Source organism: Pseudogracilibacillus sp. SO30301A, from assembly GCF_037072025.1.
GTDB lineage: Bacteria > Bacillota > Bacilli > Bacillales > Amphibacillaceae > Pseudogracilibacillus.
In genome coordinates, this window is record NZ_JAXHDD010000002.1 from 196,171 (window position 1) to 219,719 (window position 23,549).

General features: G+C 35.6%; 10 protein-coding genes, 2 pseudogenes and 1 riboswitch. Of the genes and pseudogenes, 5 read left to right on the plus strand and 7 right to left on the minus strand.

What is annotated here, in order from left to right; translation table 11 throughout:
• Positions 1–38: 38 nt before the first annotated feature.
• Complete coding sequence (locus tag SPD89_RS02665; protein WP_336260411.1) at positions 39–1,658, minus strand: ABC-F family ATP-binding cassette domain-containing protein; 1,620 nt, start codon at positions 1,656–1,658, stop codon at positions 39–41.
• A gap of 125 nt (positions 1,659–1,783) precedes the next feature.
• Here SPD89_RS02665 and SPD89_RS02670 point away from each other — a divergent pair, with 125 nt between their 5' ends.
• From SPD89_RS02670 to SPD89_RS02680, 3 genes and pseudogenes are all read left to right on the plus strand, one after another.
• Positions 1,784–2,767, plus strand: coding sequence for a helix-turn-helix transcriptional regulator (locus SPD89_RS02670; RefSeq protein ID WP_336260412.1), 984 nt, complete (start codon positions 1,784–1,786; stop codon positions 2,765–2,767).
• A 69-nt stretch (positions 2,768–2,836) separates the two neighbouring features.
• Positions 2,837–4,035, plus strand: a pseudogene (locus SPD89_RS02675) (iron-containing alcohol dehydrogenase).
• Between the two features lie 22 nt (positions 4,036–4,057).
• Positions 4,058–5,428 (plus strand): aldehyde dehydrogenase, encoded by a 1,371-nt coding sequence (locus tag SPD89_RS02680; protein ID WP_336260413.1) that lies wholly within the window; start codon positions 4,058–4,060, stop codon positions 5,426–5,428.
• Between the two features lie 83 nt (positions 5,429–5,511).
• On the opposite strand, the gene SPD89_RS02685 is transcribed toward SPD89_RS02680, so the two are convergent.
• The 3 genes from SPD89_RS02685 to SPD89_RS02695 all read right to left on the minus strand — a co-directional run bounded on the left by SPD89_RS02685 (position 5,512) and on the right by SPD89_RS02695 (position 9,191).
• Positions 5,512–6,186 (minus strand): YpmS family protein, encoded by a 675-nt coding sequence (locus SPD89_RS02685; protein ID WP_336260414.1) that lies wholly within the window; start codon positions 6,184–6,186, stop codon positions 5,512–5,514.
• Positions 6,170–7,135 (minus strand): SGNH/GDSL hydrolase family protein, encoded by a 966-nt coding sequence (locus SPD89_RS02690; RefSeq protein ID WP_336260415.1) that lies wholly within the window; start codon positions 7,133–7,135, stop codon positions 6,170–6,172. Before SPD89_RS02690 ends, SPD89_RS02685 begins: the two co-directional genes overlap by 17 nt.
• A 385-nt stretch (positions 7,136–7,520) precedes the next feature.
• Complete coding sequence (locus SPD89_RS02695) at positions 7,521–9,191, minus strand: O-acetylhomoserine aminocarboxypropyltransferase/cysteine synthase family protein (protein ID WP_336260416.1); 1,671 nt, start codon at positions 9,189–9,191, stop codon at positions 7,521–7,523.
• Positions 9,192–9,336: 145 nt separating this feature from the next.
• Positions 9,337–9,450, minus strand: a riboswitch (SAM riboswitch).
• 317 nt (positions 9,451–9,767) lie between these two features.
• On the opposite strand from SPD89_RS02695, the gene SPD89_RS02700 reads away from it, so the two are divergent.
• A complete protein-coding gene (locus SPD89_RS02700; protein WP_336260427.1) occupies positions 9,768–12,827 on the plus strand; it encodes a hybrid sensor histidine kinase/response regulator in 3,060 nt (1,019 codons plus the stop codon).
• Between the two features lie 226 nt (positions 12,828–13,053).
• Here the strand turns inward: SPD89_RS02700 and SPD89_RS02705 are convergent, their stop codons facing one another.
• Both SPD89_RS02705 and sda read right to left on the minus strand, forming a co-directional pair.
• Positions 13,054–20,841, minus strand: a complete 7,788-nt coding sequence (locus SPD89_RS02705; protein WP_336260417.1) for a Cna B-type domain-containing protein — start codon at positions 20,839–20,841, stop codon at positions 13,054–13,056.
• Positions 20,842–21,021: 180 nt separating this feature from the next.
• A pseudogene (gene sda / locus SPD89_RS22835) lies at positions 21,022–21,111 on the minus strand (sporulation histidine kinase inhibitor Sda); the annotation flags it as partial.
• Positions 21,112–21,486: 375 nt separating this feature from the next.
• Here sda and SPD89_RS02710 point away from each other — a divergent pair.
• Positions 21,487–22,590, plus strand: a complete 1,104-nt coding sequence (locus SPD89_RS02710; RefSeq protein WP_336260418.1) for a response regulator — start codon at positions 21,487–21,489, stop codon at positions 22,588–22,590.
• A gap of 18 nt (positions 22,591–22,608) precedes the next feature.
• On the opposite strand, the gene rarD is transcribed toward SPD89_RS02710, so the two are convergent.
• Positions 22,609–23,549 (minus strand): EamA family transporter RarD (rarD, locus tag SPD89_RS02715; protein WP_336260419.1); only part of this gene is annotated, 941 nt, incomplete at its 5' end.

Below are 23,549 nucleotides of genomic sequence, written 5' to 3' on the forward strand. Positions count from 1 at the left end.
ATGTCTTTTAACCACGAACGGTCGCTAATGCAACCCAATTAAGCATACATTTTTGCGATTTCTTTTTGTAAGTGTTGGTCTCGTACATACTCATCGTAACTCATTATTTTATCGACAATCCCTGTAGGTGTTATTTCGATTAAGCGGTTTGCAATACTATTTACAAACTGATGGTCACTAGAAGTAAACAGGATAGATCCTTTAAATTTGATTAGCCCATTGTTTACAGCGGTAATGGACTCTAAATCTAGGTGACTTGTCGGTTCATCAAAAATCAGTACATTCGCTTTCGATAACATCATTTTCGACAACATACAACGGACTTTCTCACCACCAGATAAGACATTTGCTTTCTTTAATGCCTCTTCCCCCGAAAATAGCATTCTACCTAAAAAGCTTCGTAAAAACGTTTCTGTTTGATCTTCAGGTGAAAATTGTCTGAGCCAATCAACTAATGTTAAGTCACTATTTTCAAAGAACATGGAGTTATCTTTTGGAAAATATGCTTGAGAAGTAGTAACACCCCAATGGTATTCTCCACTATCTGGTTCGATTTCTCCCATTAAAATTTGGAATAGCGTCGTTTTAGCTAGGTCATCTTTTCCTATAAATGCGACCTTTTCGTTTCGATTAATAGTGAAACTTACGTTATCAAGCACTTTTTGGCCATTTATCGTTTTCGTTAAACCTTCTACACGCAAAAGATCATTTCCAATTTCTCTTTCTGGTGTAAAGGCAACATATGGATAACGGCGAGAAGATGGTTTTATATCATCTAATGTAATGCTCTCCAATAACTTCCGACGAGACGTTGCTTGTTTTGATTTAGAAGCATTGGCGCTAAAACGTGCGATAAATGCTTGTAAGTCTTTAATCTTTTCTTCTTTTTTCTTATTTTCTTCTTTTGCCATTTTGGCTGCAAGTTGGCTAGATTCATACCAAAAATCATAGTTTCCAATATAAATTTCTATTTTGCCAAAGTCAACATCGGCGATATGCGTGCAAACCTTGTTTAAAAAATGACGATCGTGTGAAACGACGATGACTGTATTTTCAAAATGAAGTAAGAAGTCTTCTAACCAGTGTATTGCTTGGATGTCTAGACCGTTAGTCGGCTCATCTAATAGAAGAACATCTGGATTTCCAAAAAGTGCTTGTGCAAGTAAAACTTTTACTTTTTGGTCATTTTGCAAATCAGACATCTTTAACTCATGTAATGATTCGTCAATCCCTAAACCGGTTAATAGAATAGCAGCATTAGAATGTGCTTCCCATCCATTTAATTCAGCAAATTCCCCCTCAAGTTCGGCAGCTTTAATGCCGTCTTCTTCTGTAAATTCTGCCTTTAAATAAATTTCGTCCTTTTCTTTCATCACTTCAAATAGTCTTTCATGCCCCATTAACACTGTTTCTAAGACTTGTTCATCTTCATATGCAAAATGATCCTGTTTTAAAACAGCGATTCGTTTATCGGTCGCAATTGAAACATCTCCTTGTTGGGGTTCAATTTCACCAGATAGTACTTTTAGAAAGGTAGACTTTCCGGCACCGTTCGCTCCAATTACACCATAACAATTACCATTATTAAACTGTATATTAACGTCTTCAAATAACTTTTTATCTCCAAATCGCAAGCTAACATTTGTAACATTTATCATAACTTTTTCCTCCGTATAAATAGCACTCTAAGTAAGCTTAAGTGATTATTATCTATTCGTCAATATTTCTCCACCTTAATAAAAGCTGTTATAATAAGATGTAATAATTATTTTAGGAGGTCTCCATGAAACAGAGTAATAATTATCGCCTGCTACAATTAAAACAACTTTTGTTTAATGAAACAGATGAGCAACATGAATTTGATATTTATGAAATTGAAGAACGTCTAATCCAAGTCATGGGTGTAAATAGTATCGATCATCGGACAATAAGAAATGATATCGAGGCATTGCAAGAAATGGATTTTGATATTGTTAGGAATAGACGTAGATTTGGAAAGGTTTTCTACAGTCATCAAGTAAAACTGTTTGAGACGTATCAGCTACGTTTATTAGTCGATGCAATTCTTTCAGCTCGATTTATTACCCCAAAAGAAAAGAATACGTTAATTGATAAATTAAAAGAATTGACGAGCATACATATTAGAAAAACACTACCTGAGCCTATTTTATTTAGTCAAACGGTGAACTTGGATTATGATCGAATTAAGTTGAATATTGATCGCTTGCATCATGCAATCACGGGTAAGCGTGTAGTTACATACAAATATGGTGATTTTAATGTGCATAAGGAATTTGAATTTAGACGAAATGGTGAGCTGTACTTTGTTGAACCATATGCACTAATTTGGCAAAATGATTTATATTATTTGATTGGTAAATTCCAAGAGACAGAGGAAATTCGTCATTACCGACTCGACCGAATTCGAGAAATTGAAATTTTAGATGAATCGTTTATAAAAGATAAAGCGTTCGCGTTACAGCAATATGTAGATAATACGTTTCATATGTATAGCGGAGAAGAAGTAAGGATGGAAATTAGATTTGATAGAAGTTTAATCAACGCTATTTTTGATCGTTTTGGAATGGAAGTAGATGTGATACCAGATGGCGAAAATCATTTTATTTTAAAAACGAAGGCCAAGCTTTCTGATGGATTATTAAGTTGGATTTTAAAATGGGGACATCGAGCTCAAGTGGTATCCCCGGAAGATTTAGTAGAAAAAGTAGAAGATGAGGTCAGAAAAATGGCCGCTAATTACAACTAGAGCCTAACTATACATAGCTTCTTTTTTTCTATAGTATTTGACCTTTTAAAAAAGAGATGGGGGAAAGTGATGTATAGGTTATACTGTAGGAGTTATCAAGGTGTAATGAAAATTGCTTCTTATGTTCTTCCTTGGCGTGAACCGCAATTGTTGGAAGGGGAAAATAGTTTAATTAAACTACCTAAATTAATAAAAGATAAGAGAATTGAGAGCGTTTTAATTATCACTGACGAGGGTATTGTAGCTATTGGGCTGATGGATGCCCTTTTAGAAGAACTGCATAAAGAAGGCATTCAGTTTGTTGTTTATGATAAAACTGTACCGAATACTCCGGTTGCAAACATTGAAGAGGCTGCACAATTGTATAAAGATAATAATTGCCAAGGAATTATAGCTTTTGGAGGAGGATCGTCAATAGACTGTGCAAAAATTGCAGGTGCACGTATTGTTAAGCCAAATAAGAGCATTCCTCAAATGAGGGTGTATTAAAAATTTTGAAAAGGCTCCCACCGTTGTTTGCAGTTCCAACAACAGCAGGAACTGGGGCTGAAGCAACACTAGCTGCGGTTTGTTCTAACCCAAATACGCACGAAAAGTTTCCACTTATGGATACTTCACTCATTCCTCATTATGCAGTGCTAGACCCTTTACTTACTGTAAAACTTCCTCCACATATTACGGCTGCCACGGGAATGGATGCTCTGACACATGCGGTGGAGGCTTTTATCGGTAAAAGTAATACGAAAGAGACTAAGCAGTGGAGTATCGAAGCAATAAAGCTAATCTTTGAAAATCTCTATGAAGCTTATACAAATGGTCATAATATAACAGCACGAAAGAACATGCAAAAAGCTGCCTACTTGGCAGGTATGGCCTTTACACGTGCATATGTTGGATATGTGCACGCAATTGCACATACGCTTGGTGGATTTTACAATATACCCCACGGCTTGGCTAATGCAATTATCCTTCCTCATGTCCTTGATTATTATGGGGCAACAGTACACACACAATTAGCCAAGCTTGCTGATTTAGTTAGAATTACGAAGCCAACTGATACTAACGAACAAAAAGCAAAAAAATTTATCCAGGAAATAAGGGATCTGAACGATAGGATGGAAATTCCGAGAAGAGTAAACGGTATAGACAATCGTGATATTCCAGTAATGGTGAACAGGGCTCTGCAAGAAGGCAATCCGCTTTATCCCGTACCAAAGATACTTTTAAGAGAAGATATGTCATTGCTTTTCGAAAAAATAAAGGCATAATTTATGTAAAGGAGGGTAATAATTGGAAAAATATCATTCGCTCGTAAACAAACAAAAAGAGTTTTTTCGAACAGAACAGACAAAAGATATTAATTTCCGAATCACTTCTCTGCAAAAGTTAAGAGACGCAATTAGATTTAAAGAAAAAGAGCTTATGGCGGCATTGAGGGAGGATTTGAATAAGTCCGATTTTGAAGCTTATACGACCGAGATAGGTTTTGTGCTAGCAGAGTTGCGATTTACTATCAATAATCTGCGCTCATGGGCAAAGCCGAAAAAAGTAAAAACGCCCAAGACCCACTTTGGTTCCACTAGCTATGTTTATTCTGAGCCATACGGTACAGCACTAATCATTGCCCCATGGAATTATCCTATTCAATTGGCAATAGGTCCATTAATTGGAGCTATTGCTGCAGGAAACTGTGCTGTGATCAAGCCGTCAGAATTAACGCCTAAGACGTCTGAATTGTTAGAGGAACTCATTAGTGAATTATTTCCGGAGCATTATATTTCAGTCGTCCAAGGTGGAGTAGAGGCGAGCCAAGCGCTCCTTAATGAAAAGTTTGATTACATTTTTTTTACCGGAAGTGTAGCGGTAGGAAGAATCGTTATGGAAGCAGCAGCAAAAAAATTAACTCCAGTTACACTAGAATTAGGCGGAAAAAGTCCCTGCATCGTTCATAAAGATGCAAAAATTAAATTGGCTGCCAAGCGAATTGCTTGGGGAAAATTTACGAATGCCGGTCAGACTTGTATTGCACCAGACTATCTTTATCTTCACAAGAGCATTAAAGATAGATTTTTAGCTCAGTTCAAACAAGAAATTGCGGAATTGTACGGGAAACAACCTCTAGAAAATCCGAATTTTACCCGAATCGTAAACAGAAGTCATTTTGACCGGCTACGTTCATACTTGAACAATGGGGAGACTTTTTTAGGGGGAAAGACGGAGTCAGAAAAGCTAATTATTGAGCCAACTATACTTACGAATATTTCATGGGAAGATCCAATTATGGAGGATGAGATCTTTGGTCCTATTTTTCCAGTTCTTGAATACGATAATTTATCGGACGTGGTGGAAGCAATTCACCGACAACCAAAGCCACTCGCATTCTATATTTTTTCTGAGAGTAAGAGTATTCAGGATAAAATACTGAATAACGTTTCTTTTGGAGGAGGGTGTGTAAATGATACTATCTATCATGTTGCTTCCCCACATTTGCCCTTTGGTGGAGTAGGTAATAGTGGGATTGGTGCGTATCATGGAAAAAGTAGCTTTGACACTTTTTCGCATAAAAAAAGCGTCCTAAAACAAACGACACGATTTGATATCCCTGTTAGATACCCAAATATAAAAAATGGACTTAACATAATTAAGAAAGTTTTAAAATAACTGAATGAGTTCGACTTAACCGGACGCTTGAACAGATTGTTTAGCAAGTATAAAACATCCGGCTCTTTATTGAACTGGATGTTTTACTTTCCTGGTGGTGCTGTATCATTTTCTTCTTTGATTTCCATTCCTGTTTCCTTAATTACATCAATACCTAATGTTTTATATGGAACATTGATTTTAAAAGCGATATTATTCGCTTCTAAATCAAAGTGTTCAACTTCTACTTTAAAATTACTTTTAATCTCCATTTCCGTTACTTTTACATAAATTTCTTCTTCTCTTGGATTGATGATAACCCAATCCGGTACGGGCAAATATTTTGAGACATATTGCATGATTTTTTTATTAGGTAATTGCAATTGTCCAACAGAAATTGACTTTTGTTTTAGAATAAGATCACCATTTTCCTGAACGATTGGCTCCAAATTAATGAGTAGTGGAACAGTTGTTGAAAACATTGGTAACTCTCCAAACAGCTGAACATCATCATCTAAGTTAATGGAGTATTGATGATTCGTATTTGCGAGCAATTTATCTAAATACGCATTTACTAAGTTATTTAGGTTTTGCTTTGTCGTTCTTACGATAAACTGGGAACTATTCTCCATTTTATATCGTTCACTTGAAAGTTCTAACTCCGTTTTAGGAATTGGGGAATAGAGATAGAATACTAGAAAAAGAATGGCAAGCCCATTTAGGGCGCAGAGAATGATGAATCGTCTCTTCCAGTTAATCTTGTTATTGAACTTCTGCATTCGTTTGTTCACCACTCTCACCTTCATTCAAAACATAATGTAGAATACGCTCAGCCATCATTCGATACCCGAGAGCGTTTGGATGAAAATCATCTTCGGAAAAGTAATTTGTCTCAGCATTATCAAATAAATCCTTAATAGGGATGTAATGAACATGATTAAATTTTTTCGTTACATCATTCCCAATTTGATTCCAACTATTTACTATAAGATCTAATTCCTCTATATCGGCAAAATGTTTTTTAAAAGGGTTGTAAAATCCAATCAAGTAAATATCTGCTTCTGCATTAATTTCTTGAATCGAAGAAAAAATAGCTTCTAAACGATGTTCATAACGTATTTGCTCAGATGTAAATTTTTCCAATGTTAAGTTTGTGAAGTTTTCTTTAAAGACTTGCATAATGTCATTTGCACCTATTGTAATTAGAACAATATCCGCATCTGCTAACGCTTGAACGACATCATCATCCTGTAAACGATCTAGTAATTGTCCACTTCTGCTTCCACCTTTTGCAAAGTTTTGAAACTCTACAACCTGTTTATCTTGATTAATCGTATCGTCTAAAATCCCGACATAACCGCCATTATTTGTCTCATCCCCACTACCTTCTGTTAACGAGTCACCTAATGTGACAACTTTAACCTCCTGTGAAAAAAAGAATTTAGTTGCTTTTTTTAGTTTAGCTGAAAAAAACTCACGAACTGGATCTTCTTTAGCTGAAACTTCTTCTGAATTTTCGGGAATCTCGTTTTTTTCTACTTCGACTTCTTCCTCTTTGTTTTCGACTTTCTCCTTAATAACTTCTTGTATAGGTTTATTAGGAGTCTGTTCTTTATTAGAAAATATGAAGAATAAGAGTCCTGCAATTATGACTATAATAATGATGATTAGCTTTTTAATAGTAATCACACCTAAATGTTTAGATAGTATATATATATTATAAAACATTATTGTTTTATGTTTAAATTGTATATTAACATAGTTTACCTTTAATATTTACCAATAAACTAAAATTTAATAAAAGAGGATGTTCAAAAAGTCTGGTAAAAATGACACTGCGAATTTCGCACGAATGCTTGTTTCTCCGCTCCTTGAAAAAGGAAAGCACTTTTTCTGCGTGCTAGAAGCGACTCCTTGGAAAAGAAGATCACTTTTCCGGCGTGCCAGATCTTTGCTCATGTATCTAAATGCATACATTCCGCTGACGGGAGCTGCGCCGCCTCGAACTTCTTGGTTCTTTTTATCCTCCTTTTTGAACACGCACTAAAAAGAAAAAACCGCCTTGGGGAAGGCGGAAAGAGATTAGTTATATAACAATTGAGTGATAAATTACTTAATTAGTTATTACTTCAGGACGGTTCGCACGAATACGTGTAGCTTCTTCAATAAGATCTCTTCCACTTACTACTTGAACTGAAGTGCTTAAATTTTCAAAGCCTTTAAAGTTACTGCTCCAAATAATTTTTAATCCTTGATTGGAGTAAGTATCAAGCTCATTTTCAGATAACGGTTGTTCCGTTACAATTACATCAATTACTTCATCTTTATTAGTTTCATCTAGGTTGATAATTTTATACCCTTGTTTTGACAAATTAAACGCTTTTTGTAGATCAATTTCAGTTTTTACAGCAATTGTTTTTTGTCTTAATCCTTCACTGCGATCAAAAGGTGATGAGAATAGCCATTTAATTGCTTCTTCTACTGTAGTGTCAATAGTAGAAATTCCTGTTGCTTTAGCAATAGCATTATCTAATGTTTGGATTATATCTTCAATGTCTTCAATTCCGATAGATAGACGAACTAATTCTTCTGGTGTGCCACTTTTCTTTAAGTCTTCTTGACTGAGTTGTTGGTGAGTTGTAGATGCTGGGTGAATAATTAATGATTTTGCATCTCCAACATTCGCTACATGTGACCATAACTCAATATTATCAATTAATTTTCTGCCAGCTTCAAGTCCACCTTTAATACCAAATGTAATAATCGATCCATATCCCGAAGAGAAATATTTATTTGCTAACTCATGGGATGGGTGATCTTCAATTCCCGGAAAATTTACCCATTCAACTGCTGGGTGGCTTTGTAAATACTTTGCTACTTTTATTGCATTTTCACTATGACGTTCGAGACGTACATGTAATGTTTCGAGACCTTGTAATAATAAAAATGCATTATGAGGACTGATCGATGCCCCTGTATCACGTAATAGTTGAACACGTAGTCGAAGAGCAAAGGCAACAGGACCTAAATCTGCAAATCGGAGTCCATCATAGCTTTCATCGGCTTCCGTAAATCCTGGAAACTTTTCATTATCCCAGTTAAAGCGTCCGCCATCAACGACAACTCCTCCAATCGACGTTCCATGTCCCCCAATCCATTTTGTTGCGGAATGGACGACGACATCCGCCCCCCATTGAATTGGTTTAGCAAATTTTGGTGCAAAAGTATTATCAATTATTAACGGAATACCATGATCATGAGCAATGTCAGCAACCGTTTCGATATCAAAAACATTTAAACTTGGGTTCGTAATTGTTTCGCCAAAAATTGCTTTTGTTTTGTCCGTTATTGCAGCTTTTATTGCTTCAGGATTTGTACCGTCGACAATCTTTACATTAATTCCAAAACGAGGTAGTGTATGGACAAATAGGTTGTATGTACCACCATACAAATTACTATCGGCGACAATTTCATCCCCAGCACTAGCAACGTTTAAAATAGCATACGTAATGGCGGCCATTCCTGAAGCTGTGGCAACCGCAGCAGTACCATCTTCAAGTAATGCAACTCGCTGTTCAAACGCATCTGTTGTCGGATTCATAATTCGAGTATAAATATTTCCCGTTTCCGCAAGACCAAATAAATTTTTAGCATGCTCTGTATCGCGAAAAACATAAGATGTTGTTTGATGAATTGGTACCGCACGTGAACCTGTAACTGGATCAGGTTCTTGCCCCCCATGTAATAAAATGGTATCGTCCTTTTGAAATGTAAATTCTGACATAACTAAATTCCTCCTTAAATTTTTAGGGATGATATCCCCCGTTTTTATTTTGAAGCAATGTACGTCTTGCATGTAGAGAAGGAAAATTAGAAAACCCTCTTCTAGAAAGAATAGAAGAGGGTGTTGTATTAATAGTCGTTTCCTCCTCTTATCTTCCAGACAATCGTCTGTAGGATTTGGCACCTTTAAAAGCTAACAATAAGCTTTTATGGTTGCTGGACTTCATCGGGCCTATTCCCTCCGTCGCTCTTGATAAGAGATACTCATTATGAAATTACTATTTATTATACATGCTTCGTACTTAATGTCAACTAAAAATATTGCTAATTGTGAATATAATGAACAAAACTTATATAAAAAACTAATTGTTCATTATTTTGAAAACGATTACATTTTGGGCGATTTAGATTATGGTTAAATCATCGATTTTTAATATTTCTAATCATTTTCAAGGCAACCACTAATACCAATTGGAATAATAAAACTTGCAGATAGAAAATTAATCTTGTAAAAGTAGGTGCCACCAACGATAATTGATGTAATAATTAAAAGTGAGAGTATAAAGGGTTGAAAACGATGCGTGCTAGTAACGGGATGTCCTATAAAAAAGTATTTCTTTTGATAAGTATATTTCTGCTCGTGTTAACAAGTTTTCGTATTGGGTGGATTTTTTACCATAAAACTCCCGATCACCCTCATGCTGAAGAGGGTGTAATTGATTTAAGTCACTGGAATTTTACGGATAAGGAAACAATAACGCTTGATGGAGAATGGGAGTTTTATCCGGGAGAATTTATAAATTTTGGCTTAGAAAAAAATGTTGCAAGTGGTTTTACGACTATACCAGGGCATTGGAAGAATCCGTATAAGGAAATAAACTACGGTACCTATCGATTAAAAGTACTTTTGCCAACAACTGATAACGAAAGTGAACAGAAAAATTATGGGTTAATCTTTAAGGATATTGAGTCAGCGGCTAGCGTATATGTAAACGGGCAATTAGTAACTGAAACGGGTCGACCTTCCGATACTATTCATCAATACAAGAGTAAGCTAGGAATTTCTAAGGGCTATTTCCATACGGCGAACGACGAGATAGAACTAGTTGTACATGTAGCAAACTTTGAAAAGGCGTTTGAAGGCGGTATTTCAAACACTGTTAAATTTGGGCTAGGGAATGCTATAGACAGAGAAATAAGCTTTACAACCATAACGCAATTAATGGTTGTCTTAATATTACTCGTACATAGTGCATATGCTTTTAGCTTATATATGATGGGTAGAAGCGTATATCATAAAGAACTTATTTATTTCGGACTTTTACTCATTTTTGCTGCTTTTTCTATCATCGTTGACGAGGATAAAATACTATTAAATTGGTTTCCTATCAATGCAGAATGGTCGCTTAAACTAATCTATTTGTCATTCGCAGGTACCGTGTTTTTTATTCTCAAATTCATAAAATATGTGTTTAAATTAAGACATGTTTTTTTCAGAGTATTATTTGAAACATATAGCCTCTTAATTCTAGCACTATTCATTATTCCATCTTCATACATCCTATTTGTTGGTTATGGCATTATGCTTACAAACGTAATTTCTTATACGTTTATGTTTATTATAATTCTAGGGATCATTAAAAAAGGCAATTCTGATGCTATGTTTATATTGATTGCTAATGTCATTAATTTGTTTAATGTGTTGTGGGGAGTAGCTCTCAATATAGGGCTAATCGATATACCATATTATCCGATTGATTACTTGCTAGCTATCATGGCTTTTGCTGGATTTCTCTTTAAACGTCAGATAAGTATCGTCCAATTAAATAAGAAACAAACAAAAGAACTTGAACGGGCGGATAAGGCCAAAAATCAATTTCTAGCCAATACATCCCATGAATTACGGAACCCACTTCACGGAATTATCAATATCGCTCAAACGATATTAAATCATCAGAAGGATTCATTAACTACGGATAATAAAAATAATTTGAAATTGCTTATTCAAGTGGGTCGGCAGATGTCGTTTACACTAAATGATCTCCTCGATATTTCAAGATTGCAAGATAAGCAGATAAAACTCAAGAGACGACCAGTAAATCTTCACACTGTTACCTCAGGCGTTTTAGATATGATACGTTTTATGACGGAAAATAAAAGATTAGATATTGAGTTGAAAATTACAGACACGTTTCCAGATATTTATGCTGATCAGAATCGGTTAATTCAAATATTGTTTAACCTCCTTCACAACGCGGTTAAGTATACAAATGAAGGAAAAATAACGATAGATGCAACATATAAGGGGTTGTTTGCAACAGTGACAATTTCCGATACGGGAATTGGAATTAGCGAGCAAATCCAAGCATCCATTTTTCAGCCGTATGAACAGGAAAAGAAGAATACTACCGCGATTGAGGGGGGCATTGGCTTAGGTCTTCATATTTGTAAACAATTGGTTGAATTACATGGAGGGACAATTTCTGTAGACTCAACTTTAGGTAAAGGGTCTGTCTTCCGTTTTACGATACCTTTAGCTAAGGACAAATCTGAAAAAGTAGATAGTGAACTAGAAGTTGCTGCCTCTTATGAAGGTGAAGATGCTAAGTTACTAGATTTTCCTAAACCAATTTTTGACACAACTAGTACAAAAGCAAGGATACTAGCTGTTGACGATGACTCTGTTAATTTGAAAATAGTAAGAAGCTTGCTTGCCGAAGAATATGAGGTAGTGACAGTATTAGGTGGGGAAGAAGCATTAAAAATGTTGGACACAGGGGAATGGGATCTGGTTATTGCAGATGTAATGATGCCAAATATGTCAGGTTATGAATTGACGGAAAAAATTCGTAAACAATTTACCATTTCAGAATTGCCTATTTTATTGCTGACGGCAAGAAGTCAAGAGGAAGACATACACAGTGGATTTGTCGCAGGTGCCAACGATTATGTAACGAAACCAATGGACGCACTCGAATTACAGGCACGTGTAAGAGCTCTAACTGAATTACGACAGTCAATTAAGCAACAATTGAGAATGGAAGCAGCTTGGCTCCAAGCACAAATCCAACCACATTTCTTGTTTAATACATTAAACACAATCGCTTCCCTTGGCGTAATTGACACATCAAGAATGTTAAAATTGCTTGTGGAATTTGGAAATTACTTACGAAGAAGTTTTGACGTACATAATACAGAATCACTTGTTTTAATTGAAGATGAGTTAGATTTGACTCGTTCCTATTTGTATATTGAGAAAGAACGTTTTGGAGAAAGGCTGAAGATTGAGTGGGATATAAAAGATAATCTTGATTTTAAAATTCCTCCGCTGTCTATTCAGCCTTTAGTAGAAAATGCAGTCGAGCATGGTGTGCTGAAGCGAATTGATGGAGGAACGATTGGTATAAAGGTTACGAGTCTTAAGAAACATTATCGGATAGCAGTTACTGATGATGGGGTAGGAATGGAACAAGAGAAAATAAAGCAGATTCTCAATGAACATCCAAGCAAGGTGGTAGGTGTCGGTGTTGCAAATACGAATCGCAGGTTAAAAAAGCTCTATGGTAAAGCGTTAGTAATTGAAAGTGAATTGGGTCATGGAACAACAGTCATGTTTGAGATTCCTAGAGATCGATAAATTGTAGGGAAGGGGTCATATCAGATGACTGCCTCCCATTTTATCTGTAAAGTACTAACCATTGAAATAATAAGAAATTAACCAAGATCACGTTTACAGAAATTGCCTTATAGTACTAGGAAAATATATATCAAGAGAAAATCTAAACAAAAAAGCTTTCACATACTAAGTTAGTACATGAAAGCTTTTTGCTTCTTCCTGATTTTTAAATGTAATGCGATCAGACTTACTGTTCTCTTCTATTTTTACGGTAGTATACTACAGTTATTCCAAGGGTTAACAATCCAATTCCAATTACAAGCATGTTAAACATATTCGATGCTGTACTAGGCAATTTACTTCCTTCAGTTGTGGAATCTGTGCTTTCTAATGTTCCTTTTGAAGGAGCTGCTGGTTTATCTTTTGAACCAATTGACGAATCTACTGGTTCGTCTTTTTCGGCTATGAATGTATTTGTAATGGTAAAACCGTTAATTGTAGTTTCGTAGCCCTCAACAGCATCTTCAGTAATCGAGTAAACTATTTCTTCACCAGCTTCATATTTGGGTAAGTTTCTGAAGCTGTATGCCCAATCGTCTGCTTCGGTTACTTCAATTGACTCAACTTGCTCACTATTTGCTAATAGATTTACTGTAATTGATTCTGGACGTACGCCTTCTTGGTTATTTTCATCATCCCAAACTTTCTTTCCAGATACTTCTGTAACCTCAGGTGTGTAAGCATTTGTGATGATGATGTTGCCGTGATTAGTATCATTCACTGAAGTTTCATATTCTGGTATATCTGTTAATTCAACTACTGAATATTCAATTGTTTCTCCTGCAGCTTTTTCATCTAATTCGACCCAAGTGTAAGTCCAGTCGTTTTCTGAAGACAGCTCTACAGGATCACCATACGCTTCTCCATCAGCAGTTAATTGTACTTCAATACTTTCCGGACGAATTCCGTCTTGGTTATTGGCATCTTGCCAGTTTTTCGTTACTGTTACGCCCGTTTCTCCTGGAGTAAAGTGGTTGTTAATATTATAACCATCTATTTCCTGTGTATAATCTTCTACTGTATTCTCTGTAACTGTATAAACAATTTCCTCACCATCTTTGTATTTTGGTAGGTTTGTGAAGCTATAATCCCAATTACTTTTTTCAGTTACCTCAAGAGAATTAACTAGTTCACCGTCAGCTAAAAGATTTATTGTAATTGATTTTGGACGAACACCGTCTTGGTTATCTGCATCATTCCATGTCTTTGTTCCAGTTACTTCTGTAATTTCCGGTGTGTAAGCATTTGTGATGATGATGTTGCCATGATCCGTATCATTCACAGTTGTTTCATATTCTGGTACATCTGTTAATTCAACTACTGAATATTCAATTGTTTCTCCTGCAGCTTTTTCATCTAATTCGTCCCAAGTGTAAGTCCAGTCGTTTTCTGAGGATAACTCTACAGGATCACCATACGCTTCTCCATCAGCGGTTAATTGTACTTCAATTGATTTTGGACGTTTACCATCTTGGTTATTTACATCATCCCATTGTTTCGTTGCCGTTATAGCTGTTTGTCCTGGTGTATATGCATTTGTAATATCAAAGCCTTCGACCGTTTGTGAATAGTCTTTTACAGAGTTTTCTGTAACTGTGTAAACAATCTCTTCTCCAGCTTTAAATTTTGGCATGTTAGTGAAGCTGTATTTCCAGTCATCTGCTTCGGTTGCTTTAATTGATTGAACGTGCTCACCATCTGCTAAAAGATTAACAATAATCGAGTCCGGGCGAATCCCCTCTTGATTATCGGCATCATCCCAAATTTTCATACCATTAATCTCAATTTCTTCAGGTGTATAAGCATTTGTAATGTTAAACCCATCAATTATAGTTTCGTAATCTTCTACATGATCCTCTGTAATTGAGTAAATTATTTCTTCTCCAGCTTCGAATTTTGGCAGATTTGAGAAGCTATAATTCCAATTATCTGCTTCGGTTACTTCCGATGACTCGACAAATTCATCATTCGCAAAAAGGTTAACTGTAATTGACTCTGGACGGATGCCATCTTGGTTATCGGCATCATTCCAAATTTTTGTTCCAGATACTTCTGTAACCTCAGGTGTGTAAGCATTTGTGATGATGATGTTGCCATGGTCTGTATCATTCACTGAAGTTTCATATTTTGGTACATCTGTTAATTCAATTACAGAATATTCAATTGCTTCTCCTGCTGCTTTTTCATCTAATTCGTCCCAAGTGTAAGTCCAGTTGTTTTCTGAAGATAGCTCTACTGGATCACCATAGGCTTCGCCATCAGCGGTTAATTGTACTTCAATGCTTCCTGGACGGATGCCATCTTGGTTAATCGCGTCATCCCAGTGTTTCGTTACCGTTGCACTTGTCTTTCCCGGCTTGTGGTGATTGATAATATCTGTACCATCAATTTCCGTTGTATATTCCTCTACCGAGTTCTCAGTAACGGTATATACAATTTCTTCACCGGCATTATATTTCGGTAAATCTGTGAAACTGTACTTCCAATTGTTTTCTGCAGTTACTTTAACAGAATCAACTTCCTTACCATCTGCTAAAAGATTTACCGTAATAGAAGTTGGACGTACACCGTCTTGATCATTTGCGTCTTCCCATGTTTTCGCTCCGGAAACTTCCGTTGTTTCTGGTGTGTAGCTATTGGTGATGTTGAATCCTTCAATTGTAGTTTCATAGTTTTCTATCGGATCTTCTGTAACCGTGTATTCAATCTCAGCACCATTTGCAAATTTCGGTAGGTCTGTAAAACTGTATCGCCAATTATTCTCTGCTGTAACTTCTGTTGTATCAACTTGCTCACCATTTGCTAGTATATTTACAGTGATGGAATCTGGACGTTTATGATCTTGGTCATCAGCATCATCCCATGTTTTTGCTCCAGAAACCTCAGTTACCTCAGGTGTGTAGCTGTTTGTGATGATAATGTTACCATGATCTTCATCATTCACTGAAACTTCATATCCGTCTAGTTCTGTTATTTCTTTTACGGAATACTTGATTGGTTCTCCATCACTATTTAATGGTAGCTCTGACCAGGTGTGGGTCCAATCATTTTCTTGCGTTAACTCGATTGGTTCACCAAATGATTCACCATCTGCCGTTAATTGTACTTGAATGTTTTCAGGACGCTTACCATCCTGGTTATTCGCATCATCCCAATGCTTCGTCACAGTGATTACTGTTTCTTCTGGTGTGTAACTGTTCGTAATAGTATAGCCGTCAATTTCTTGAGAGTAATCTTCTACTGTACTCTCTGTAACGGTGTAGGTAATTTCTTTTCCAGCTTTAAATTTTGACAAATCTGTAAAACTGTACTTCCAATTGTCTTCTTCTGTTACTTCAACAGAATCAATTTGCTTACCATTTGCTAAAAGATTTACCGTAATAGTTTCTGGGCGTTTACCATCTTGGTTATCGGCGTCATCCCATTTTTTTGTGCCTTCTACATTAATTAATACCGGTGCATGGGTATTTGTAAGCTTGAAATCATATGGATTATCTTCATTAACTTCTACTTCACTTTCATAACCCTTAACAGCTACTTCCTCGATTGTGTAGGTGATTTCATTCCCTGCACGGTCTGTTGCTGGTAATTCAGTGAATGCACCTTCCCAGCCGTTTTCTGCACTTAGAGTTAATCCAAGATCTGTTTCCTCATTATTTGCAAGTAGTTTCACTGTGATAGATTCTGGACGCAAGCCGTCTTGGTTATTTGCATCTATCCATTCTTTATTCACAGAGACAGTTACTTGTTCAATCTTATATTCGTTTGTAACAGTTAAGCCATCTTCTGATATGGTCTTCTCAAAATTATCTGGAACCTGAACTTCATCAACCGTGTAATCATATACCTTTCCATCAATATCTGTTACATCTAAATCAGTCCAAGTATATTTTGTTTCTCCATCTTCTAAAGTAACAGGTTCACCATAGGCTTCCCCATCTCTATATAATTGAAGCTGGATAGAATCTGGTCTAATGGATTCTCCACCTTTCCATATTTTGGTTCCGGTTATGTCTGCTTTTTCCTTCGTATTCTTAAAATCTACTTCAAAAACTTTTTCGTTTTTACCATATGGTTCATCCACGTTAATTTCCATCTCTTCATCTGATAAAACATATCCATTTGGTGACTCCACCTCTATGAGATAATAGGTTCTAAGAGGTAAGTTACCAATTTCCAGAACACCATTTTCTGTAGTGAATTCATCTCCAAACTGGACTCTTTCGCCATTTAGGTCAAACTCAAGGATAAAGGTAGCTTCATTATTTGCAATTACTTCTTCTTCCTCAGAGTCTACCTTTGTAACCACGATTGCTCCTCTTTTTGGGTTGAATTCTCCGCCTACCCAAGAAAATTCTCTTGCACTTATACGTTCAGATTCAACCGTTTTTTCATCGATGCCAGTTCCTTTAAAGCTAACAGTATTGTTAACTTCACCATCTGTTTCTGTTACAACAACTGTGTAGTTTAACACTAAAGTCTCTTCAAGATCATCTAATAATTTGATTTCTAATATGGTCTCGTCATTCTCATTTACGGTTACTTTATGAGAGTAATCTTCGTCTTCTACTAAAGTGGATCCACTCAATTTCTTAATTTTTAGACTATCTTCAACGAAAACTAATCCAGGACTTATCGTATCTGTAATGATCACATCCCGCAAGATAGTAGATAGACCTTCATTCACTGTAACTTGCCAGTCAATTTCCTCTCCAGTGAAAACTTGATTACTATCTAGTCCAATCGTTCCTTTTTCTAGGAATCGATTATGTTTGTCATAATTAACTGTTCCTGAGTAAGAATATTCATCTTCGCCAACTTTAACGGTTGCGTTGTTTGTGTATTTTGGTTGCGAAATATTTGGAACTGTTGTTGTAAATTCGATGACATATCTTTCTTTTACTTCAAAATTATCATTAAATGTTAAAGTGAACTCATCACCTTCAACGGTAACTGTATAGTCATCTATCTCAGGTCCTGTAATGTTTGTTTCACCATTAGCAGCTACCTCATAGACTGATACTTTGATACTGTCTGGATCAATCGTTCCTTCATAAGCCAATGTATCTGTAATGACAACACCCGATCCAAGGTTTTGCTTTTGGTAGTTCGTATATAGCTGCCAAGCAATTTTTCTTTCTGAACCACTTTCCCAGCCATTAACTATATTTCCTTTACTGTCTTTGCGGACACGTTGGCCTTCTTTTTTACCACTGTTCCAAGAATCTTCTCTCACTGTTGTTTGTGCATCTCTCTCTACTGTAAAATCATTATTATTTACAGTTTTTCCGATAAATGTAGCTTGGTTTTTATAAATTCTCGCTTGGTTTTCTTCACCTATATGCGGATCTGGATTATGACCTTCAACTTCTAATTGTGGATCATATGACGTTTTATACGTTATATTAACCTGAGCATTTAACGGTAAGCTATCTCCAGTAAATTCAAGTATAAATCCTTTGTGATAGCCAGTCTCTTCCCCCTCTGTATTTGGGGATAAAGTATAATCTATACCTTCTTTAAGAGTTTGATTTCCAATGGTTACTTTTAGTGTTTCCGGTAACAGTATCAATCCTTTGTTAGGAAAGGTGTCAACTATTTTTAGTTCAGCTATATTTTCTCTTATTGGATTAACTGTAAGATTCCAATCAATAGTTTTCTCATTATAATCTATCCCACTAAATTTTTTGGCAAAGCTATTTGCTGGGGGCGTTATTTCATGATTATCACCGGGCGTACCTTCACCGATCCCATCACCTTCCATAAAAGCGGCGTTGTCAAAATTATCGATCTTAAAGTCTTCAATTTCAGTTGTATAGGTAATTTTAATATGTTTGTCACCGATATTTCCTAAGTCGATTCTAACTTTCTGTTTTCCATCATCTGCATCTGAAATTGTTATACTTTCAGCTGTAATTTCATTTCCTTCTTCATCTTTTATAAGAATATCATCTTTAGAAATGCTCAATCCTTCTGGAATCAAATCGGTTACGACAACATTATTTACTGGATGTTTCGCTTTATTAACATCAATCGTCCAAGTAAGTGTTTTATTGTCATAATCTACATTGGAGGTTCCTGATTTTTCAAGGAGTGACTGTCTCGAATACTCTACCTTCGCATCATCTTCCCCTATTTTCATTTCTCCATCGTATAATTCAGTGTGATTCGTAAATTCATTATCAAGTTGATAATCCCCATCATTAACTTTTGACCAATCGATATTTGTGCTAAATGTAATTTGATAAATTGTATCAGATCCTACTTGACCTAAATTGATTGGGAACTTCTCAGCACTTCTTTCTTCTATCCAATTCCAATTACTATTAAACTTATGAATTTTAATAGAACCTTCTACTAAACTCAATTCATCTGGTAGATTATCTTCCACAATCGCCTCATCAATTTCTCCACCAGATTCATTTACCACTATAGTCCAGTCTATTTGTCCAGTTTTATTATTATATACTCCACTTTTTTTAATCGGATTGCTTCGTTCAAATCCATCTACAGTTGCCTCTGCAGGTAATTTTGCACCTTCATAAGTGAACAATGCATCATTTGTAAAGCTATCAATCGTATAATCCTCTATAGACGTTGTATATTGAATTCTATAACCTTTGAATGGTTCGATATTTTCAAATTCAATATGAAATTCATTTCCATCCACCTGTGGCTCTATATTAACTGTGTTTCCAAGATGTTTATCTCCATTAATTCCGACAGATAATTCGTTAACAATAAAATCTCTTGGCTCTCCTAAGCCTTCTGGAAGGATGTCTTTCAAGGTTGCGTCAGTAATTGGTTCCGCATTATCGTTCATCACATCGATCGTCCAAATGATTTCTCTTGCATTTAGATCTCTATCAGGATGACCTTCTTTGGAGATTCTGCTGATATCTTTAGCTGGTTTTGCAATGACCGTAAGTGTTTTATCACTTTTATCATTAAAATGGATCTCTTGTACTATATTTTCTTGGAATTTTTCTAAATTAAATTGTAAATTTAACCCTACAAGTCCATTTTGAACAGCGCCATCTTCAACGTTTTCATTAAAGACAAATCTAAGTTCGCCATCAATAATACTATACTCTCCAACATTTACACCGTCAGTTATTATTGGTTGATTTGTTATATTAATCTGTTTGAATATGTCTGGCAGTTGTATAGATGCCGTGTCGTCAGCCTTTGCATCAAGTCCTTCTGTATCCCAAACATATTTTAATTGGACCACAGTACCATCCTTTATTTCAATTATAGCACCGTCTTCGATCTCTTCACCGTTAAGAGTGAAACTATCGAATGTAAATATATTTCCTAAATCCTTCCCTTCAAACGTTTCTATTTCTGAGGCATCAGAAGTTGTAATGTCTTCCTCTTGCGCATTGCCTTCTTCAACTACTTCTTCATCAGAACTAGTACTCTCTTTTTCTGTCGCTCCTTCTTTAGCAGTAGTTTCAGAATCCTCTAGTTCTTTTGTATCCTCGGTTGTAGTTAGTGTATCAGCTTCTTCTTCGGCTTGCTTTTCTTTTTCATCTTCCTGATTGTCATTGGCAACAACAACTTCTACCTCAAACGTTCCCTTCGCGTCTTCATGTTTCTCAGCCGCTTCATTAAAACTAACGGTTACGGTGTTGCCGGCTGTACGGTATTCACCAATTTTCGTATCACCAGCCTTCAGCTCACCATGCTGTTCGGTTTCAATCACTAAACTTGTTGGTAATTTTCGTGATTCAGTATCTCCTGATGTAATATCTTTCCCTTCAATAGACCAGTCAATTTTCACATGGACTATTGAATCTTCATCCGCTTCTTTCACGTCAACTTCGTGGCCATCTTCATCTGTAATTAACATATTGGTAAATATACTCTTCTCATTTCCCTCTGCTTTGGTTTGTACAGGAACCAGCAACCCATTTGAGGCTGTCTGAAACAACAAAAGAAAAATAAATAATATACTTAATCTTTTATCCACCAAAATACTCCTTTCATTATTAATTTTCCACTTTGTGGATAATCAATCCATTAAGGAATTATAGAGTGGGTATATATACATAATCTATACTAATATTTATTGAATAATCCTAAATAATAGATTTGCAGGGATAAAAGACCTAAAGTAAGCGGGTTCAAATGAAAAATGGATGGAAAAATTTTAATCATGTTCATATTTTGTTAAATATATATTTCGCTTTTCTATTTCTACCCTTAGTAAGGCAATGAACGATTGCTGAAGATTTAATTTAAGAGCACGTTACTATGACTTAATTAAGAGTGAATCAGATAGATCCAAAAAAGAGAGGGCGTTTTTATCTGTTGGGACTTTATCCATGGGAGACCTCCTTTTCAACTAGTTGTAATTCTGTAAAAAGTAATAAAAGATGCAAAAAGTAACAATTATTAGTAAAATATTAGTAACTTTGCATACATATTTTTTTAGGAAATGCTGTGTTATGATAAAAATCATTTAATTTGCGGCTAAGATCATTCTATGAGATGGAAATAAACAATTTCTATACATAGGTAAGGTAATGACAAAAAGAGAGAGTGAATTAGACTAGTATTCTGAATAAGATGAATGTGCTAGCAGACTAACGAATTAGCTGAAGGGGAATATTAAATGAAAATTATCTTAGTAGATGACGAGGCACTTGCATTGGAATTTCTTGAGCTTCAAATTAACAAAATAATGGATGCTGAAATAACAAAATTCACCTATTTGGATCCTAAAGAGCATAAGAAGGTGATTCAGGATTCCGATCTAGTATTTTTAGATATTGAAATGCCTGGTAGAAACGGGCTCGAATTAGCAGATAAGATTGTTGAGACTAATCCTCATCTTCAAATTGTATTCATAACAGCTTTTAATGAGTATGCTGTGGAGGCATTTGAATTGAATGCGCTGGATTATATTCTGAAGCCAGTTCAAGTAGCGCGTTTAGAAAAAACGTTTGAGCGACTGGACATTCGTAAGATACTAAAGACAGATCCTACTTCCGGTACTTTGCAGATAAGTGTATGTGGAAACTTAACTTTTAAACAAGATGGAAATAGTAAATTCATAAAGTGGAGAACAGCGAAAGCGCGAGAGATATTTCTTTTTTTACTACACCATTCTGGTATGATGGTTCGGAAATCGGAATTAGTGGAAATACATTGGCCAGATCTTGAATTAGAACGAGCTTTTTCGCAGCTATATACAACCGTGTACAATATACGGAAAACATTGAATGCATTCGGCAATCATTTGACGGTAAAAAGTGTTCAAGATGGCTACATTTTAATTTTGAAAAATGTTATTGTAGATATTGTCAAATGGGAAGAAGAAATAACGAATGCTCCACCGATTCATATTGAAACAATTGATATATATGAAAAAATAATGGAATTATATACAGATGCATATTTAAATAACTATGATTATTTATGGGCGGAGTCTATACGATATCGTTTGGAACAATTATGGGTGAAAGTTGCTAATAGAATAGGGAATTGTTATGAAAAGAATAATTGCTTGGAAGAAGCGGTGAAGTGGTATGTTAAAATATGCAATTTGAAACCAGAAGACGAACGTGCAAACTTTTCTTTAATGAAAATGTATGCGAAATTAGAATATGGATTATTAGTAAATTACCAATACACACAGTTAGAAAAGGCGCTAAAAGAACTGGATATAGATATTAACCCTGACATTAAGAAATGGTATATTGATTGGAAGAAGTAAAAAAGCAAAAGATCATTTTTATTGACTTTTGCTAACTGTTTTTTGTCGTTTTGTTTCCTTATTCCTTTTATGTTGCAAGGAGGATGAGCTCATATACAACATTAAAGAAATCCAGATGAGTGAAAATGTAAATAAATGTGCAGAAGTGAATGCTTCCCCATTTAAAAACACACCAATAAACAACATAATTGTTGGAGCGATGTATTGCAAAAATCCTACCATTGACAATGGAATAAATTGCACAGAACTACCAAAAAGCATTAACGGAATGGCGGTAGCAATCCCTGCAGCCATTAATAATAGGTTGATACTAACTGAACCTGCGCCATTTACAAAGCCTAAATTTCCCCCAAGCATTATGAGTAAGTAAAGAAGTGCAATGGGAGTCACAATAAGTGTTTCGATAGCTAAACTAAATGTTGAACTAATATGCACAACTTTTTTTAACAAACCGTAAACAGCAAAAGTTATCGCCAAAGCAAGTGAAGTCCAAGGGAAGACACCATAACTTATCGTTAAATAAAGCACTCCGATACCAGCTAAAATAAATGATATTATTTGGGCAGGAGATAGTTTTTCCTTTAAAAATAAAACACCAAGTAAAACACTCATTAATGGATTGATATAGTAACCGAGACTAGCCTGAACGACACGTTCCGCTTGGACAGCCCAAATGAAGATGAGCCAGTTAGCGCTGATAATTATGGAAGCAGAAGAAATAATAAGTAAAGTTCTTTTATGATGTAGAATTTTTTTAAATTCTTTCATAAACGTCGTCAATTGTTTTGTAACAGCAATGAAAATTATCATAAAAACAAACGACCAAATAATACGATGAGCAAGCACTACATCTGCACTCGCTCTTTCTAGAAACTTCCAATAGATTGGGAGGAACCCCCAGATCACATAAGCACAAACTCCATAAAATATCCCTTTTTTCATATTTTGTTCTTGCATAT

Excerpts from the sequence above, each read along its gene's own strand:
- SPD89_RS02665 (WP_336260411.1), bottom strand. The coding sequence starts at position 1,658 with ATGATAAATGTTACAAATGTTAGCTTGCGATTTGGAGATAAAAAGTTA.
- SPD89_RS02670 (WP_336260412.1), top strand. The coding sequence starts at position 1,784 with ATGAAACAGAGTAATAATTATCGCCTGCTACAATTAAAACAACTTTTG.
- SPD89_RS02685 (WP_336260414.1), bottom strand. The coding sequence starts at position 6,186 with ATGCAGAAGTTCAATAACAAGATTAACTGGAAGAGACGATTCATCATT.
- SPD89_RS02690 (WP_336260415.1), bottom strand. The coding sequence starts at position 7,135 with ATGTTTTATAATATATATATACTATCTAAACATTTAGGTGTGATTACT.
- SPD89_RS02695 (WP_336260416.1), bottom strand. The coding sequence starts at position 9,191 with ATGTCAGAATTTACATTTCAAAAGGACGATACCATTTTATTACATGGG.
- SPD89_RS02700 (WP_336260427.1), top strand. The coding sequence starts at position 9,768 with ATGCGTGCTAGTAACGGGATGTCCTATAAAAAAGTATTTCTTTTGATA.
- SPD89_RS02710 (WP_336260418.1), top strand. The coding sequence starts at position 21,487 with ATGAAAATTATCTTAGTAGATGACGAGGCACTTGCATTGGAATTTCTT.